16 protein-coding genes are annotated in these 18,074 nt (G+C 64.6%); 4 read left to right on the top strand and 12 right to left on the bottom strand.

The annotated features are described in order from the left end of the window. The first annotated feature begins 52 nt into the window (after positions 1–52). Both rplK and rplA read left to right on the top strand, forming a co-directional pair. Positions 53–484 (top strand): 50S ribosomal protein L11, encoded by a 432-nt coding sequence (gene rplK, locus SP6_RS19130; RefSeq protein WP_007407063.1) that lies wholly within the window; start codon positions 53–55, stop codon positions 482–484. Between the two features lie 4 nt (positions 485–488). Next, positions 489–1,181, top strand: a complete 693-nt coding sequence (gene rplA / locus SP6_RS19125; protein ID WP_007407047.1) for a 50S ribosomal protein L1 — start codon at positions 489–491, stop codon at positions 1,179–1,181. 148 nt (positions 1,182–1,329) lie between these two features. Here the strand turns inward: rplA and SP6_RS21740 are convergent, their stop codons facing one another. Both SP6_RS21740 and SP6_RS19120 read right to left on the bottom strand, forming a co-directional pair. Continuing rightward, positions 1,330–1,404 carry a tryptophan 7-halogenase gene (locus SP6_RS21740; protein ID WP_113667900.1) on the bottom strand — a complete coding sequence of 25 codons (75 nt, stop codon included), beginning with the start codon at positions 1,402–1,404 and terminating at the stop codon, positions 1,330–1,332. Then, positions 1,401–1,874 (bottom strand): tryptophan 7-halogenase, encoded by a 474-nt coding sequence (locus SP6_RS19120; protein WP_050794234.1) that lies wholly within the window; start codon positions 1,872–1,874, stop codon positions 1,401–1,403. Before SP6_RS19120 ends, SP6_RS21740 begins: the two co-directional genes overlap by 4 nt. 209 nt (positions 1,875–2,083) lie before the next feature. On the opposite strand from SP6_RS19120, the gene SP6_RS19115 reads away from it, so the two are divergent. Beyond that, entirely contained in the window at positions 2,084–4,933 is a 2,850-nt protein-coding gene (locus tag SP6_RS19115; protein WP_007407058.1) for a TonB-dependent receptor, read from the top strand. A gap of 112 nt (positions 4,934–5,045) precedes the next feature. Here SP6_RS19115 and SP6_RS19110 read toward each other — a convergent pair whose 3' ends face one another. Together SP6_RS19110 and hchA are read right to left on the bottom strand one after the other, a co-directional pair. Next, a complete protein-coding gene (locus SP6_RS19110; RefSeq protein WP_007407057.1) occupies positions 5,046–5,765 on the bottom strand; it encodes a PA1136 family autoinducer-binding transcriptional regulator in 720 nt (239 codons plus the stop codon). 2 nt (positions 5,766–5,767) lie between these two features. Next, positions 5,768–6,637 carry a glyoxalase III HchA gene (gene hchA, locus SP6_RS19105; RefSeq protein WP_007407054.1) on the bottom strand — a complete coding sequence of 290 codons (870 nt, stop codon included), beginning with the start codon at positions 6,635–6,637 and terminating at the stop codon, positions 5,768–5,770. Positions 6,638–6,790: 153 nt separating this feature from the next. Here hchA and SP6_RS19100 point away from each other — a divergent pair, with 153 nt between their 5' ends. Continuing rightward, a complete protein-coding gene (locus tag SP6_RS19100; RefSeq protein ID WP_037570202.1) occupies positions 6,791–7,354 on the top strand; it encodes a DUF1993 domain-containing protein in 564 nt (187 codons plus the stop codon). 148 nt (positions 7,355–7,502) lie between these two features. Here SP6_RS19100 and SP6_RS21735 read toward each other — a convergent pair whose 3' ends face one another. The 8 genes from SP6_RS21735 to SP6_RS19060 all read right to left on the bottom strand — a co-directional run bounded on the left by SP6_RS21735 (position 7,503) and on the right by SP6_RS19060 (position 17,735). Further along, positions 7,503–7,829: a methyl-accepting chemotaxis protein gene (locus SP6_RS21735; protein ID WP_126053466.1), complete on the bottom strand. Its 327-nt coding sequence runs from the start codon at positions 7,827–7,829 to the stop codon at positions 7,503–7,505. A gap of 65 nt (positions 7,830–7,894) precedes the next feature. After that, positions 7,895–9,505: a long-chain-fatty-acid--CoA ligase gene (locus SP6_RS19090; RefSeq protein ID WP_007407066.1), complete on the bottom strand. Its 1,611-nt coding sequence runs from the start codon at positions 9,503–9,505 to the stop codon at positions 7,895–7,897. A 2-nt stretch (positions 9,506–9,507) separates the two neighbouring features. Then, positions 9,508–10,857: an alpha/beta hydrolase family protein gene (locus tag SP6_RS19085; RefSeq protein WP_007407064.1), complete on the bottom strand. Its 1,350-nt coding sequence runs from the start codon at positions 10,855–10,857 to the stop codon at positions 9,508–9,510. Between the two features lie 16 nt (positions 10,858–10,873). After that, positions 10,874–12,007 carry an alpha/beta hydrolase gene (locus SP6_RS19080; RefSeq protein WP_113667901.1) on the bottom strand — a complete coding sequence of 378 codons (1,134 nt, stop codon included), beginning with the start codon at positions 12,005–12,007 and terminating at the stop codon, positions 10,874–10,876. After that, positions 12,004–13,344 carry an alpha/beta fold hydrolase gene (locus tag SP6_RS19075; RefSeq protein ID WP_007407062.1) on the bottom strand — a complete coding sequence of 447 codons (1,341 nt, stop codon included), beginning with the start codon at positions 13,342–13,344 and terminating at the stop codon, positions 12,004–12,006. The genes SP6_RS19080 and SP6_RS19075 overlap by 4 nt, the downstream gene beginning before the upstream one ends. Positions 13,345–13,357: 13 nt before the next feature. After that, complete coding sequence (locus tag SP6_RS19070) at positions 13,358–16,030, bottom strand: TonB-dependent receptor (RefSeq protein ID WP_007407060.1); 2,673 nt, start codon at positions 16,028–16,030, stop codon at positions 13,358–13,360. A gap of 173 nt (positions 16,031–16,203) precedes the next feature. Then, entirely contained in the window at positions 16,204–17,172 is a 969-nt protein-coding gene (locus SP6_RS19065; RefSeq protein WP_007407050.1) for a FecR family protein, read from the bottom strand. Next, entirely contained in the window at positions 17,169–17,735 is a 567-nt protein-coding gene (locus SP6_RS19060; protein ID WP_037570206.1) for an RNA polymerase sigma factor, read from the bottom strand. The genes SP6_RS19065 and SP6_RS19060 overlap by 4 nt, the downstream gene beginning before the upstream one ends. Between the last annotated feature and the right edge of the window lie 339 nt (positions 17,736–18,074).

Below are 18,074 nucleotides of genomic sequence, written 5' to 3'. Positions count from 1 at the left end.
TGGCCTATGCCTTCGTGCCCGTCACGACCGCTAGACTCGAAAAGAGAGTGACATGGCAAAGAAGATTACCGGCTATATCAAGCTGCAGGTCCCTGCAGGCGCCGCCAACCCCTCGCCGCCGATCGGCCCGGCGCTGGGTCAGCGCGGTGTGAACATCATGGAATTCTGCAAGGCGTTCAACGCGCAGACCGGTGAAGTCGAGAAGGGCACGCCCCTGCCCACCGTCATCACCGTCTATGCCGACCGTTCGTTCTCGTTCGAGACGAAGACCGCGCCTGCGACCTACCTCATCAAGAAGGCGGCCAACCTGAAGTCGGGCTCGAAGGAGCCGGGCAAGGTGTCGGCGGGCAAGATCGCGCGCTCGAAGCTCGCGGAAATCGCCCAGGTCAAGATGAAGGACCTGAACGCCAACGATATCGAGGCTGCGACCAAGATCATCGAAGGCTCCGCCCGCGCGATGGGCCTCGAAGTGGTGGAGGGCTAAGATCATGGCGAAGCTGACCAAGAAGCAGAAGGCCGTCCAGATCGATTCCGAGAAGCTGCACGGCATCGACGAAGCGATCACGCTGGCGCGCACCAACGCGACCTCGAAGTTCGACGAGACGATCGAAGTCGCCGTGAACCTGGGCGTTGACCCGCGCCACGCCGACCAGATGGTGCGTGGCGTCGTCACCCTGCCCAAGGGCACCGGCAAGACCGTTCGCGTCGGCGTGTTCGCCAAGGGCGCGAAGGCCGACGAAGCACGCGCCGCTGGCGCCGACGTCGTGGGTGCGGAAGACCTGATGGAAACCATCCAGGGCGGCACCATCGATTTCGATCGCTGCATCGCGACCCCGGACATGATGGGCGTCGTCGGTCGCCTCGGTAAGGTGCTGGGCCCCAAGGGCCTGATGCCGAACCCGAAGCTGGGCACCGTGACCATGAACGTCGCCGAAGCCGTCAAGGCGGCCAAGGGCGGTCAGGTCGAGTACCGCGTCGAAAAGGCCGGCATCATCCACTCGGGCATCGGCAAGGCGTCGTTCCCGGCGGAAGACCTGCGCGCGAACTTCGACGCGCTGGTCGACGCTCTGATCAAGGCCAAGCCGTCGGGCGCGAAGGGCAAGTATGTCCGCAAGGTCGCCGTCTCTTCGACGATGGGCCGCGGCATCAAGGTGAACGTCTCGGAAATCCCGGGCGCGTAATCCTGCCGCCAGCCGTGAGGCTGACGAAGTTGGGGGTCGGGACTTCGGTTCCGGCCCCTTTTCGTTAGGGGCATCGATGATTGATGGTGCCAGCGGCGCATGTCGCCATGCGGCTTGACCATGCTGAAGTCTTTGCGGTGCGAGGTCGTCAGCCCATCCCCTCGGCGAACGTGCGAAGATAGCGGGGATAACGCCCCGCATCGAGATGATAGGCATAGCTCAGCGTCTTGAGCGGCGACCCCGGCGGGGCCCCGTATCAGGCCGGTCGAACCGACGCATCCGCGCCGCGACCGAGGTCATGCAATAATCCTCGAACCCCGTGACCAGGCCGCGCTGCCGCGCCTTGACCCAGAGATGCTGGAACCCGACTCCACTCAGCGGCACGCGGTAACGCCCGAACGGGTGGTGATAATGACTGCCCGAACCGGTCCAGTCGCGACAGTCGATCCCCAGCTTGAACGTCGCCTGGCTGGCATGGACGAAAGAGTCCTCGCCGTTCCTCAGAATATTATTCAGCCAATGAGTACCGGCGATCGTCGCCTCACCCACCCCGATAATACCAATATCATCCGACTCGATGACCTGGATATTGCAGTGTTGGAGGCCAAGAGCCTTTGCGAGAACTACGGCCGACATCCATCCGGCCGCCCCGCCCTCGGCGATCACGATCTTCCGTACGGCCTCTACCGCCATTTGTGGCACCCTCCCCTTGTGCTTTCCTGTCCAAAGACTCGCGGCCGCCCCTCCGCATGATAGCGATAACACCTCCTATGCCACCAATGGCGCTCATATATGAGTACCATCTTCAAGGACAAAACTGATCATTGACATATATTGGTCATACAATTTAGCTTCCCATCGGGCCGAGCACAGGGGCAGGCCCATAACAACAGGGGGGGTAGATGAGCATTCGCACGCTTGCGTTGTTTACTACGGCTATCACCAGCTTGGGCTGGTCGATGGCAGCCGCGGCACAGAACCAGATCAGTGATCCAAAGCCGCAAAGCGACACAGCCCGCAGCACGGCGGACCGCGTCACCGAACGATTGGAAAAACAAGGTAAAAGCGATGCCGAGGGCGACATCGTCGTCGTCGGGACCCGGAACGCGATCGCCAATTCGGTCGATACCAAAAGGGCATCATCGGCCCAGATCGACGTCATCACCGCTGAAGACGTATCCCGCTATCCCGACGTGAACGTCGCCGAGTCGCTGTCGCGCCTTCCGGGCGTGACCATCGACCGTACCGCCGGTGGCGAGGGCGCGAAGGTGTCGATCAACGGCATCGACTCGCGGTTGATCCTCACCCAGTTCAACGGCCAGCCGATCGCGACCACCGAGGCTGGCGCCAATAATCGCGACACCGGCCGCAGCTTCAATTTCCGCAATCTCGCACCCGAACTGATCGGCACGGTCGAAGTCTACAAGACGTCGGAAGCGCGGCTGGACGAAGGCGGCGTCGGCGGCTCGATCATCGTCAATTCACGCCTGCCGTTCGAACTGCCGCGCAATACGCTGTCGGTGGCGGCCAACTACAATGTGAACCTGCGCAATAAGGAACGCACGCCGCGCGCGTCGATCCTGTATAGCTGGTATAACGAAGACAAGACCTTCGGCATCCTGGCGAGCCTGGCCTATAACAAGTCGGTGCTGGGCGCCGGGTCCTTCGCGACGCGCTATGGCCCGGTCTGCAACGGCAATGGTTGGGGCGGTTGCAGCAACGGGGCGAGCGGATCGTTCAACAACCCGGCGCTGCTCCCCATGGTGACCAGCGGCCCGGCACTGACCAGCTCGATGCTGGTGCCGCAATTCCTGTGGATGACGGCGTCCCAGTCGAACAGCATCCGCACCACCGGCTATATCGCGGTCCAGGCCAAGCCGGTCGACAATTTCGAGGTACAGGGCACGGCGCTTCGCATCTGGGGCGACTTTTCGGATTATACTCAGACCTTCCAGACCGACCTGAGCGTGCCCTGGAACCAACGCAATGCTTACGACTCGGCCTCGGCCCCGATCACGCGACTGTCGAGCGTCACCACCCAGGCGGCGGGCGTCACCGGCGGCGCGGGCAATTTCGCCGTTCGCATGGACGAATATTACAAACGGTCGAAGCTGAATACCGATGTCTACAACATCCGGACGCGCTGGTCGCCCGGGCGGCTGGACATGGTCCTGAACGCGGGCATCACCCAGGCCACCGGCGGCAGCAACCCGGAATATTATCTCAGCTTCTACGGCAATACCTCGGGCAGCTTCGCCTTCGATCGCAACGGGCCGTCCTTGACGCTCGCCCAGTCGCCGACCGATCCGGCGCTGTTCAAGACGCGCGCCGCTGGCCAGCAGGCGGGCTTCGTCAAATATGCCGAGACCGTCGACCGCTACCAATATGCCAAGTTCGACGGCAAGTGGAACGTCGATCTCGGGCCCGTGCGCGACGTGCTGTTCGGCGGTCGCGTGCAACAGCATATCTCGCTCAACAAGCCGACCTTCTACAACACCGTATTCCCGCGCACCGAAAGCATGGCGGCGTACCAGACTTCGGTCCTGGACCCCGTTCTGTGGCGGGGCTTGGGCGCGGGCGGCGCGCTGCGCAGCATCGTCGGGCTGACGCAGGACTCGTTGACCAAATTCTCCGAAGCCAACCGCTCGCCGGGCAATGCCACCGGCAATTTCCGCGACGCGGGCAACTTCTGGAACACGATCGAAGACACCTATGCCGCCTATGGCCAGGTCAATTTCGAGACCGGCCGCCTGTCGGGCGATATCGGCTTGCGCTATGCCAAGACGGTCAACGAACAGACCTATCGCTCGACGCTCGATTACGAACCTTGGTATGAAGAGCAGATCACGATCAAGCGCGGTTATGACGATTGGTTGCCATCGTTCAACGCCGCCTATGAACTGACCGACGACATCAAGCTTCGTGCTGCGGCCAGCAAGGTCGTGTCGCGCCCGTCCTTCGCCGACATGTCGGGGCAGGTGGAATATAGCATCGACCGTTATTCCAGCTTTGGCCCGTTCTTCGGCGGAAGCGGCGGCAACCCCGATCTGAAACCCTATCGGGCTTGGCGCTACAATGCGGCATTCGAATGGTATTTCGCCAAGGGCAGTCTGTTCAACGTCGATCTGTTCATCAACGATGTGCAATCCTACATCGTGCGCAAGAACGCCTTCGTTCAGGTCGTGGTCCCCACCGAGGCGGTCACCTTCTGCCAACAGAACCAGTCGCTCTTCTGCAACGGCAAGCTGCAGCGGACGAACACGATGCTGATCAACACGCCGTTCAACGGCAGCAACGCCCAGGTAAGGGGTGCCTCGGTCGGTTTCATCGGCAATCTGATCTGGGGCTTCGGTATCCAGGCCAATGCCACGGTGCTGGATCAGAAATACGGCTCGTACACCGATCAGTTCAACAAGGCGGGCAAGCTGCCCCTGCCCTATCTGTCGACGTTCAGCTACACGATCTCGCCCTATTACGAGCGGGGGCCGATCCAGGCCCGCGTCTCCTATACTTGGCGCAGCAAATATCTGAACACGGTGGGGACGGAAACGGACGCCCCCACCTATGTCAACGCCTGGGGCCAGTTGGACGCGCAGGCGGCGTACAATGTCACCGACAGACTGGCCGTGACCATCGCGGCGCAGAATATTCTCGATGCGACGGAACGGCCCACGACCAACGGCGATCTGCCGCTGGCATGGAACCGCTATGGTACGCGGATTACGGCGGGCGTGACCTTCCGTATGTTCTGATGGTCTGGGGTCGCGGCGGTGTCGCGACCCCATTTGCCGGCGCCTTCGGCCGTCTCGGCCGCCGCTCGAAACCGTGCGGGAAGTTGTCGTCCTGCCTGGGCCATCTGCAACGTCAGGCGCCCAGGTTGCCCGAGCGGACCAGCAGGTGGATAGCCTGAGCCGTACTGGCGGCTCCCAGGCGGTTGCGGATGCGGCGCAGATGGTTTTCGATCGTGCGTTCCGAAAGGCCGAGCAACGCGGCGACATCGGCCTGACGGCGACCGGAGGCGATCCAGCGGATCACCTCGCGCTCGCGGGCGGAAAGTTGCGGCATAGCGTGCGCTACAACCGATCCGGCGAGACGCTCCGCGACATGAAACGCCGCCGTCCCGACCAAAGTCAGTGCCAGGCGCGTATCGATCGCACTATCAATGGTGCGACCGCCAAAACTCACCGCGCCCGCAAGCCCGACATGGCTGAAGATCGGCACCTGTAGCCCGTGGATGCCCGGCCCTTTGGGATGCGGAACGACGCGATAGGTTTCGGCGTCGGCCGTGCCGTTCTTGGTCCAGAAGAAGGGGCGATCGGTTTCCAGCACATGCCGGTTGACCGGACAACGCGCGAGATAGGTGGCGGCATTGACCCTGTGACCGTTGCCGAACCAGTCGCCCTCCAGCCACAGGATGCGATCGACCGCCCCGTCGCCGGGCGGCGGGGCGGTGTAGATGACGAAACGACCATAACCGAACGGGGCGGCATAGGCGCGGACCGTGGCATGCAGCGTCTCGGCGTCCATGCTGTGCTCGATCGCGGCCACCGCCGCGGCGGCTCCGGCCAAGGCCGCCCCGCTCATGGTCAGGCGCCGCCGACCTCGGCCAACAGCGTCTCCGCCGCCAGCTTGCCGAGATTGTTGGCCGCGAACGGGCTGGAGCCGGTCAGCAGCTTGCGGTCCTTGTGCGTCGACGTGTCCACCTCGGTGTTGAGGATGGTCACGCCCAGCGCCTTCAGCTTCTCGCCAAAATGCCAGGTCAGATGGCCGGGCATATAGCCGACCTCTGGCGTCATGCGATCGGCCGCGTCGGGGAAGGCGGTGATGCTGTAGCCGGCCAGCGGGAACGGCTCGCCATCGACCTTGGGCGTGCAGGCCAGCAGCGCGGCCGGGCCATGGCAGATCGAAATGATGTGACGGTCATTCTCCAATGCCCAGCGCAGCACCGCGCCGACCTCGTCACTGAACGGCAATCCGGCGAGCGGCCCATGGCCGCCGGGAATGAACACCGCCGCATAGTCGCTGTCGGGTCCCAGCGCGGCAACGATATCGGCCAGCTTCAGCGGTTTCTGAAACGCGTCCAGATACGCCTTGTGCAAACCGGTGATCGCTTCGTCCTCCTTGGGCATCGCCCAGAATTCGAACTTCACCGGGTTGCCGGACACGGTCGCGATGTCGAATTCGAACCCCGCCTTGTGCAGATGGTACATCGGCACCAGCGTCTCGACCGGATGGTTGCCGGTGGAGAACAGCGTGCCGTTCTCCATCTTCAGATAGCGTTCGTCGGTGCCGATCAGCAGGATGCGGCGCGTGCCGGTATAGGGCTGCGGATAGTCCGCCCCCTCCAGGTCGCTCTTCGGACTGGTGTATTCATTCAACGAAAACTTCGACGGGAAGAAGGCGTTGAACTCTGCCTCATCGGGCTGCGGATCTTTGCTCAGCGGCAGGATGCTCATATTCAGTCTCCTCCGGGCCCAACATAAGGGCTGCAACGCGCCACTGAATGCGGGATTTCCCTCAATCTATGTGGGCGATCCCGAACGTCGTTTCATAGGGGTAGCGGCCAAGCCGGCCTTGCACTGTCAGCGTCTCGCTATACCATTTCGGCCATGGCCCTGACGAACCTGCTCCTTCCGACCTACCAGCACATGCTGCAAACCATGTCCGGCATATTGGACAAGGCCGAGCAGCAGATGCCGGATCAAGCCGAAGCCTTATTGGCGGCGCGACTGGCGACCGACATGTTCCCGCTCGCGGCACAGGTCCGCTTTGCGGCCTTCCAGGCGCAAGAGGCTGTCTTCCGGCTCCGCGGCGAGCCCGTTCCCGAATGGCTGGATGCCGTTGCGGCCGAAGGGCGCAACGCCGGCGACACGCCCGGCACGATCGCCGACGCCCGGACGCGGATCGACGAAGCCCTTTCCTTCCTCGCGACCGTGTCGAGCGGCGTCCTTGATGCCGGCGCGGATCTGCCGATGGCTATCGAACTGCCAGACGGCATGACGTTCGACATGACGGGCGAACAATATGCTCGCGACTGGGCTTTGCCGCAGTTCTATTTTCACGTCATCACGGCCTATGCGATCCTTCGCCATCAGGGCGTCGACATCGGAAAGGCGGATTACGTCCCTCACATGTTCGCCTATCTGCGACCGGGGACGATGGCGGCGGCATAGACGAGGATCCCCGCCTTTCCCGTGACTCGATCAAGAAGCGGGACGATCGGCACGGGCATCTTCTATGCCGAGGCGACCAGTCCATGCCGCCCCCGGTGCAGAGACTGGGGGCGGCTCGAACGCCATTGGCATCGCCGTAAATAGTGGCTTAGCCGGTCCGGCGCTGCGACAAGTCCCGCGAGGCGTTGCCGCGCTTCGGGTCACCGGGCTGGGCGGTCAGTTGGAACGTGGCGAGCATCATGCCCAGATCCTGTGCCTGCGTCGCAAGGCTGCGTGCGGCGGCGGTGCTTTGTTCGACCATGGCCGCATTCTGATCCCCGTCCCTGGCCGCTTCTTCGACGAAGTGTGCGACGATTTTGGGCGAAATCGTCGCGGGACCGACGGCCATCCGCCGCATCCGGGAGATCGACCTCCGGTCCATACAGCCACCAGACATCATGACGATCGGCAGTCGCGGACCGGCCTTGCCCGTCATGATGACGCCAACTGCGTCGGCGTGCATCGGACCGGGAGCGATGGCGCATCGTCGACATAGTCAGGTCATCCGTTCGGTTCACCGAGGTTGCGAAGGGCCTTTTTGTCGATCTTGCCGACGCTCGTCCGTGGCAAGGCATCGAGCACGACAAGTCGGTCGGGCAGCGCGTAGCGGCTGATCACGCCCTGCGTAACGAATTGCGAAAGGTGCTCGAGGATCGCCGGCACGTCCGGCACCTCTGCGCGGGGCACGATGAATGCGACCGGGCGCTCGCCCCAGCGATCGTCGGTCACGCCGACGACCGCCGCCGACCCGACCTGTGGATGGCGCATCATCAGTTCCTCTAGCTGGATCGACGATATCCATTCGCCGCCGGACTTGATGACGTCCTTCAGTCGATCGCGAACGACGATGTTGCCGCACGGATCGACCTGTACGACGTCCTGGGTGTGCATCCAGCCGCCACGCCAGAGCGCGTCGGATGCGTGCAGGTCATTGCCATAGCTCATCGTCAGCCACGGGGCGCGTACCGTCAATTCGCCCTCCGCAGCCTCCGCCCCGCGTTCGTCGACGACTCGGATCTGGACGAGCGGGATGGGGCGTCCGGCAAGGCATGAACGCTCCGTGCTGTCCGGAGCATCTCCCGGATCATGCCGCGCGATCGATAGGACGGGTGCGGTCTCCGACATGCCATAGCCGGCGAATGCCATGATGCCGCGCTCCCTGGCGGCGTGACACAGGCTGCTCGGCAGCGCGGAGCCGCCGACGACCATTTTCCAGGGGCGTTTCAACTTCCGATCGCCCAGCGCTTCGACGAGCATCTGTACGATGGTGGGGACGCCGTGCGAGAAGGTGACGCCCTCGCGTTCGCCCGACGCGACGATCCGATCCGCAAGATATCGGCCCGGATAGACCTGCTTCAGCGCCAGGAGCGTCGCGACATAGGGCATACCCCAGGCATGGACATGGAACATCGGCGTCAACGGCATGTAGACGTCGTCACGGCGCAGCGACTGATGGTCGGGCTGTCCCGCCATCGCGGCGAGCTCCGCCAGCGTGTGGAGAACGATCTGCCGGTGGCTGAAGGCCACCGCCTTGGGCAACCCGGTGGTCCCCGTGGTGTGGAAGGTCGTCGCGAGCGCATTTTCGTCGAAATCGACAAAGCGGAAGAGGTCGGTTCCCGCCGCCAGCAATGTCTCGTAGTCGCCGGCGACCGTCATATCCTGCACCGGCGCGCCGTCGTGCATCGCGATCTTGCAGGTAAGCGCCGGCAGCCCCCCTTCGATCGCGCGAACCAGCGTCGCGAAGTCGGCATGGAACAGCAGCAACCGTGCGCCGGTATCGGCGATCGTGTAGGCGATCTGGTCGGGCGACAGCCGTACATTCACCGTCTGGAGCACAGCGCCCATCATCGGCACGGCAAAATAGGCTTCGAGATAGCGGTGACTGTCCCAGTCCATCACCGCGACCACGTCGCCCGGCCCAATGCCATGATCGGCAAGGACCGCGGAGAGGCGGCCAATCCGCCGCCCCAGTTCGCCATAATCGTGGCGCCGGCCATCGGTCCCGACGATCTCGCACGGACTGCGCACGTCGAGCGCGCTTTGCAACAGGTGGCGGATCAGCAGAGGATAGGCATAGGCCTCCGGCGCCGGGGTCGCGAAACGATAGTCCATGGTCAGCGGAGCTCCGCATCCGGCTTGCGACCCTGTTCCACCCATTGGCGCAGCGCGTTCCATGCCGCCACCGTCTGACCCTTGTCGAACCCGCAATGACTGTAGCCCTCGATCCCGCCGATGGGCAGCGGGGCGCGGGTCGGCGGCACTGTGAACTGCGCCAGATTCGCGGACCGACCCGCCTTGGCCACCACAGCGGCGAGCTGGGCCTCTTGCGCATAGGGCACCAGTGAATCGATCCTGTTGTGCAGCGTGACCAACGGCACCGCGATCCGACCGGAGGCGGTGTGCCATTTCCGGAGATAGGCGATGGCCTGGGGTGCCGCCTCGACCCGCTGGATATCGTGGTTCAGCGCACCATTCTCCTCCGCCGACAGCGACGAGGCCGCATAAACCTTGCCGACATTGCCATGGATCCAGCCACCCGCGGTCATCGCCATGTCGTCCGCCCCCAGCGCGGCGATGACGAGCGGATAGGCGAGCGAGGCCGCGTCATATTCGAACCCACCGATCTCGGTGACGGCTCGGGCGATCCTCGCCTCACGTCCCTTCGGGTCTTTCTGCGCGGCGGTCCACAGCGCGAGCGGCGGCATCCCGACCTTGGCGATCTCGCCAAGGACATGGACCTGCGCGATGGCGTCTGGCGTCCCGGCGGGCGGGCGCGACGATAATGCGTCGTGGCGGACGTCCTGATTGCCGGGAAGCGCATAGGGCGTGTCCTTGGTCAGCGCATTATATGCCAGGCGCATGTCGACTATGCGGCCGAGCATATCCTCCCAGCTGGCGACGACGCCGCACCGGGCAAAGCCGCCCGCAAACGCCTTCGGGTACATTTCAAGGAGCGTGACGACGATGCCGCCGCCCATCGAATCCCCCATCACATAGATGCGCTTGCCGCCCATCTCCGCCAGCATGTCGCGCAACCGGGCGATCGCCTTGGTCCCTGCCTCGGCACCCAGTCCGTCCTTGGCATAGGCGCTGTGCCCGACCGCGAAACCTTGACCATAGGCCTCGCCGAGCGCGCCGGTGCCCAGCGCTTTGTCGACAGGATCGGCCGATACCGCAACCGGCGTGCCGGGGGGCGAGTAGCCATGGGCATATAGCAGCCCATCGCCCGTCCACTCCTTGGGGAATGCCAATGCGAACTGATTGCCATCGAGGCGACCGTTGATCGTGACGCCACCATCGGCGCGGGCAGTCACGGTGACGTCGGTGGCGCCCAGTCGGGTCGCTTGCGCCGTAAGGATCTGCTGGCTGGATCCGGGACCGTCGCGTCCGCTGGCGGGCGCGAGCGGCGCGGCCAACGCCACGGCACTGGCGAGGAGGAGGGACATCAGGGGAAAGGCGCGCATCGGGCGTACTCCTTGTCTATCGGGATTTGCGGCCGAGATGGCGGTCGAAGAAGCTCGCGATCAGGTGAAAGGCTTCGGTCGATTCGGGCATGTCGGGCCACATGAAGAAGGCGTGTGGCAGGCCGTCGAAGAGTTGCAGCTCGCTCGGCACGCCAGCCGCCGTCAGGCGACGATGGGCGCGCGTCAGGGCGCTGACCGCGAAATCGCGACCGCCCGCCAGGAGCAAGGTCGGCGGCATCGCGCGGACTTCGGCATCCGATTGCAGCGGATAGGCAATCGGGTCGCTGCCGGGCACATCCGCCATGTATGGTGTGGGCAACGTCGCGGGCAGCATGGGCGTTGGCAGCGTTTCGCCGCCGGTGATGGGGCCGGCCAGATAGGGGCTGTCACCCGAATAGGGTGCCCCGGTGCCGCAAAAGGTTCCGATCGCGCCGGGGCGCGGCAGTCCGATCTTCCTGATCCAGGCCGTCGCCTGTGCGGTGATAATGCCGCCCGCCGAGCAACCGTAGATGCCGATATTCTCCGGACGATGCGTCTTGAGCAACGCCCGATAGACCGCCGCCACATCCTCGGATGCGGCCGGATAGCGATGCTCGGGCGCAAGCCGATAGTCCAGCGTGACGACCCGGACCTTCATCATCGCCGCGATCGGGATCGCCTCGATCAGTGCCCCGCTGCCCGATCCCCACAGGAACGCACCGCCATGGACGTTGATCAGGACGCGCTGCGCATTGTCGGCGGCGATGCCGCTTGCCGGCTCGACGATGGCGACGGGTACGCCCGCAATCTCCTGTCGGTGTTCGTTCGTCGCGAAATGGCGCCGCATCTCGGCCAGGCGACGGTCATTCCATTGCTGATAGAAGGAGCGTTGCTGCACCAGATCGCCGGCGATCGCCTTTGGCGCGGTCTCCGCCTTCATCCGCATTAGCACACCAAGAGCCTGGGGGCTGAGTTGACTGGACGGCGGCAGGGTGAAGGCGGGCACGGCGACGGATTGCGCCGTCGCCGGTTGACCAATCGCGGCAGAGACAGCGAGCGTGGCGATCATCAGTCGCGGAATCAGTGCCGTTCGGCCACGAGAGCGGCCCCTGCGTCGCGGCCCGTCGACAGCTACCTCGCGCCGGAGCAGATCGCGTCGGTCGATCGTCATCGCACCGCCTCCGCCGCCGGCTTGCGCCCCGTCCGAACCCATGTCCGCATCGCATCGAACGCGGCGATATTCTGCACCGGCGTGAAGCCACAATGGGTGTAGCCGGTCAGTCCGCCAGGTAGGGGGATCGTCGTCGGTGGCACCGCATATTGCGCCAGCCGCGCGCCGTTGCCGGCGGCAGCGGTGATCCGCCCCAGCCCCTCGGATTGAGCGAACGGGACCAGTGAATCGATCGTCTGGTGTACGGTCACTAGCGGTATGCGGAACCGACCGGTCGCCTCGTGCCAGCGCCGTGCATAGGCGACTGCGCGGGGATCGGCATCGTAGCGCTGCATCTTGCGGTTGAATGCCGCCGTTTGCGTCGCATCCATTTCCGGCGGTGCGTAGACGATGTCGCGGTTACCAATCGGCAGACCACCCATCGTAGCCTTGATATCATCCATGCCGAGTGCGGCAGATGAGATCGGCGCCCCCAGCGCCGCCGGATCGGGCGCGAAGCCGCCGACCGCCGCGACCTGCCGGATGATGCGCGCTTCCGATCCCTGCGGGTTCGCCTTGGCAGCTAGGAACAGCGTGAGAATCGGCGAAAGAAGCTTCATCTTCTGCGCTTCGCGGAACGCATCACCCGGTGTCGGATCGTTGGCCGGCGGCACGATCGGCAGCGCCGAGCGGGTCAGGTCCTTGCCGCCCGGCAGCGCATAGGGCGTGCCTTCGGTCAGCACGTCATAGGCGCCGCGCATGTCGGTCAGTTGCCGGACCATCGCCAGCCACCCCTGCGTCACGCCGCACATCGCGACCGCGCCAGAAAAGGCGTTGGGATGGTTCTCGATCAGCGACAGCACGATATTGCCGCCCATCGAGCCGCCAACCGCGTAGAAGCGTGTCGCCCCAAGTTTCGCCGCTAGCGCGCGCAGCCGCATGGTGTTGCGCGTCGCGGTCTCGGTTGCGATGCCGTTCTTGTCCACCGCCGCGATGCCGCTGGCGATCCCCTGCGCGTAAAGATGGTTGAATAACCCGCCCCCCGGGTCCTTGGCCAGCGGATCGGCGGGCACGGTGGGCGGAGTGCCCGGCAGCGCATAGCCCTGCCCGAACAGCACCGTCTCGCCGGTCCAGTTCGGCGGGATCGTCAGGACAAAGCGGCGCCCCTCGACGCTACCGTTCAGGATCATGCCGCCGTTAGGTGCGGCTGCCGCTGCCAGCTCGGTGGCGCCGGCCGCGCGTGCCTTCGACTGTAAGGCGGTCTGGACAGCGCTCGGCTGAAACACGTTCGGCGCCTGCTGGGCAATGCTGGCGCTGGCCAACAGGACGATAGGGAAGATCGCGGAGTGGCGCACCATGTCCAATGCTCCTTTAAAAGCGATAGCGGAGCTGGACGCCATATTGCGCCGGCTCGCCATAGATCGAGCCGATAAAGCCCGAATTATTGTAGCTGGGATTGGCGGTCACCCGATATTCCCGGTCGAGGATGTTGGTGCCGTAGAAGGCCAAGTCGAGCGGAAAGCCGCGCACATCACGCCAATCGATGCGGAGGTTGAGGAGACCATAGCCGGCGATGGTGTCGAACGGCTGCGCCTCCGGCGTGACACGCTGGCTGGTCTGGTACGACCAGTTGCCGCTCAGTTGCAGCGTTCCCTCACGCTCCGGGATCGGCAGATCGACGCTCGCCGTCAGATTATATTTGTGCTTCGGTACGAAGGAGAATGGCGTGCCGGCCAGATCGCGGCTCGGCTGCGCGGCGGTCAGCGCCTGCGGAATCGCCAGGATCGCGATCGTGTCATATTGCAGGTATTTGGCGGAGTTGTACGAATAGGTGGCGCCAAGGGTCAGCCCCTTGACCGGAACCAGCATGCCTTCGAATTCCAGCCCCATCACCCGCGCGCGCTGGGCATTGGTCAGAATGTCCGATCCGGCGATGGCGGCGCGCTGAATGACCTGGATGTCGTTGTACCAGGTATAGAAGGCAGCGACGTTCGTGCGCGCCCGGACGTCGCCGAAGCTCCAGTCGCGCTTCAGGCCGATTTCAGCATCGGTCACATGTTCGGGCTTTACCGCGAACAGCGGATGCTCTTCGCCGAGGAACAGTGATACGATGGGGTTGCTCGCCCCCGATTTATAGCCCCGTCGCGACACCACATAGAGCAGGGTCTGCGGATCGGCCTGCCAGTCGAGCCCCAGCTGCCATGTCGGACCGTTGCTCTCTCCGCGGAAGGTCGCCGCGGTGCAGTTGGGATATTTGAGCGTAGGGACGCGCCCGGCCGCGACCGCCCGGTACGCATCATAGACGCACAGCCCGGCGTTCAGCCCGACCACCTGCGCCGCCTGCGTCGGGCTGATGATCCCGAGCGCAGCGAGCCGGTTGAAGATTTGATAACTGGCAGGGTCCTGATAGCTCTGGATGTCGCCGCCGAATTCATCCCACGTCCAGCGGAAGCCGGCGGTGGCGGTCAGCGTCGGAACGATCTTGTACTGAACCTGCGCATAGGCGGCCTTGCTGCGTCCATCGACATGAGCGCTGGGTTGCAGGGTCAGTGCGGGGACGAGTGGGCTGGTCAGGCCGAGCGCCGCCTGCAATGGCTGTGGGATCAGCAACGGTCCCCCGCCCAGAATGCCACCGGCCTGCATCGGGTTGACCGTCGCGAAGGTCAGCGGTGCCGGCGTCTTCTGGTCGAGGAAGAAGCCGCCCACCTGCACCCGAAGCGGGCCGTTATCATAGCGCGCCTGTACTTCCTCGGTGATGGTGCGCAGGTTGTTGTTCCAGCTACCGGGATAGGCGCCGAGCAGGTCGGCGATCGGCAGCGTCGTCGAATCGCGGTCGTTGGCGCTGGTTGAACGGGTGCGGGCGTAGCTGAAGATATTCTTGAGCGTGAACGTGTCGCTGACGCGCCATTCGGTATTGTTGAGGACGAGGAAGTTCTTCGCCTTCTCAAAGGTCGGCACGCTGAGCGCGGTCCGGCGTACGCCACGCGCCTGCTGTGCGGCGAGATAGGGTTGCAAAAGTGCCGCATAAGGCCGCGCGGGATTGACGGCGAGCAGGATGCTGCCCCCGCCATGCTCGTCCACTTCCTGATAGCTGACGGCGGCATAGTTGCTGATCGTCGCGGTCGGGTCGAACTGGATGCCCAGCCGCAGGCTGAAATTGTTGCGGTTCAGATAGTCACGCCCGGTAAGGACGTCGCGGACATAGCCCTCGCGCTTGTCTAGCTGACCGGCGAAGCGGACCGCCAGCACATCGTCGACGATCGGCACGTTCAGCGCACCCTGCACACTCTTGCGCTGGAAATTGCCGATCGTCCCGTCGACATAGCCCTCGACGCGGTTCATCCGCGGCCGTTGCGGCTCCAGCAAGACGGCACCGCCGGTCGTATTTCGCCCGAACAGCGTTCCCTGCGGCCCTTTGAGGACCTGCAACGACGCGAGGTCGTAGAAATTGCCCGGACCGCTGACGCTGGTGGGAACTTCGGCGAAATAGCCGACCACGCCCGGACCGCTGCCCGTACCCGGACCGCCGGTCCCGCCCATGCCGCGGATGGTATAGGTTTCCTGATTGCGCGCGACGTCGCCGACCACGGACAAAGACGGCGTGAAATTCTGAAGATCGGTTCCGTTGTTGATGCCTTTCTCGCGGATGGCATCTTGCGAGAAGGCGGTGATGGCCACCGGGACCCGCTGGCCGCGTTCGGCCGTACGGCGCGCGGTCACGACGATATCACCGATGCTGTCGTCCTCCTGCGCAGGCGCTGCTGCCGGTTCCGCGACAGGAGCGATCGCCGCCGTGCGATCCGCGGCCGGCATCCGCGTCACGGCGACTGCGCCGCTGCGATCGTGATGCAGGACGAGGCCCGAGTCGCCCACGACCGCCCGCAATGCCGCCATCGCGTCCAGCTTGCCCCGCACGCCGCGCGAGTGCAGCGCATCGACTTCGTCGCTGCGATAGAGAACCGGCGTGCCAGTCTGGCGCGACCAGGCATCGAGCGCCGCCCGCATCGATCCGGGCGCGATGCTGTAGGTGCGGACGCGGTTCACGGTTTCTGTCCCGGACTGCGACCACGAAGGCGTTGCCGCGCAGGTACTTACCAGCGCCGCTGCAATCAGGAACCGATGCTTTCCGGCCATATTCCCCCTCCGATACTGCACGGCCTCTTTGGGCCTTCTGCAATGCTAGACGGACGGTACGCGGAAAGTCGTAACGCAACCGATCAGGAATTTATCGTGATCGCATCCGCGTTTTCGCGCACCGTCAGTCCGAAGCCCGCGCGCAGCAGCCGTGCGAACGCATCGATGTCCGTGGCCTCGAATGTGCCGCCGATCCGGATCTGCGCGGTGCGAGCATCGGCGATCTGGATTTGCCGGCGATTATAGCGGTTGAACTCGGCCGCGGCCTCGCCCAGCGTCGTCCGGTCGAAGGTCAGCATCCCCCGCCGCCACGACAGCGCCGCCTCCACCCGCGCGGGCGACCGGTCGGTCAGCAGCATCGACGTGCCCCGCGAAATGGCGACATTGCCGGCGGTGATGACGGCCGCCCGCCCCCGCTCGCCACCGGCGGCATCCTCCACCCGCACGCGGCCTTCGACGACGGCGACGGTGACCATCCGGCCATCACGTCGTACCGAAAAGCGGGTGCCGAGCACCGTCACCACCCGGTCCCCTGCATGAATGACGAAGGGATGGTTCGTGTCGTGGGCCACGTCGAAATAGGCTTCGCCGCGATCCAGCCAGACGGCACGTTGGCCACGGTCGACCGCCGTCCGCATCATACTCGCCGTGTTGAGCGTCACCGCGCTGCCATCGGGCAGGCGCACCGCGCGATGTTCGCCGACGGTGGTCGCGAACCGGCGGAGCGGCGCTGGCGGCTCGCTTCGCACCCATCCGGGAAGGGTCGATGCGGCGAACAGACATAGCAGGATCAGGCTGGCCGCCAGGGCCTGCAGCGGGCGGCTTCCCGAAAAGCGGTACAGCGGCGGTCGTTCGGCGACTGCACTCCGCGTCGCGGCGAGCCGCGCGGTAGCATCCCAGCCCGCTTCGAGCCGCCACAGGGCGACCTTGTGCGCATCGCTCTCCGCCAGCCAGTACTCAAGCGCCTGCGCGTCCGCCGCGCTCCATTCGGGCTGATCGCGGCGTACCAGCCAGGCGGCGGCGCGCTCCTCGATCCCGTTCCGGCCGGTCATGGCGTCCGCTTCCGTCGCGGGGCCAGCCCGGGCTTGCGTTCGATGCGCGCATTGCCGCCGAGCATGAAGTTGGCCAACGCCCGAAGGCCGAGCGTCAGTTGGCGCTCGACGGTGTGATGGCCGACACCGAGCCGGGCGGCGGTTTCCCGGATATTCAGCCCCTCGACTCGTCGCAGCCGTACGACCTCCCGACAACGCGGGGGCAGCTGGTCCAGCCCGGCCATAGCCCGGCGGAGTTCGTCGCGCGCGGTCAGCGCGCGATCCGCCTCGGCCAGATCGGGCAGGTTCAATTCGTCGAGGTCCGCCATCTGTTCGAACGAGACGACCTTCGCGCGCCGCGCCCGATCGATGAGCAGATTGCGCGCGACCGTCAGCACGAAGGGGCGCGTATTGAGCGGAAGCCCCTTTCGCGCGGCCGCAACGGCATGTTCGTACACCTCCTGCCGAAGGTCGATCACATCGTCCCGCGCTCGACAATGCCGCGCGAGATAGCGCTCAAGGTCGCGCTCCAGCGGAAGCACGTCTGCCACGAACCAGCGCTTCAGGGCATCATCGTCGATCATCAAAGAGTTGGGACGAATGACATACGATAACCCGTAACGCCCGATCGACATCGGCCTACCTATTCGGGGGCGGCGGTTCCGACAGCCGGCATTGTTCTACAAGGACGCTGCCATGGGAAGGGCCATTCGGAACGATGGAGCGCACAATCATCCGCACCATGCATGTACATGGGCTTAAAGGCGCGTAGCGGATTTGGAGCTCTTTGAGGGCCATGGGGGTATCTCATGCCGAGGCCGGAATGATACTCACGAAGATACCCCCATGGGCAAATCGACGTCCTGGCATTCAGAGAAGTCGACTGGGAGGCGAGAGGCCCCCTGAACGAGGGTTAACTTGCT

The organism is Sphingomonas paucimobilis NBRC 13935 (assembly GCF_000739895.2).
Lineage (GTDB): Bacteria > Pseudomonadota > Alphaproteobacteria > Sphingomonadales > Sphingomonadaceae > Sphingomonas > Sphingomonas paucimobilis.
Note: the sequence above shows the minus strand (reverse complement) of the source record. Positions and strands in the feature narration are given on the sequence as shown.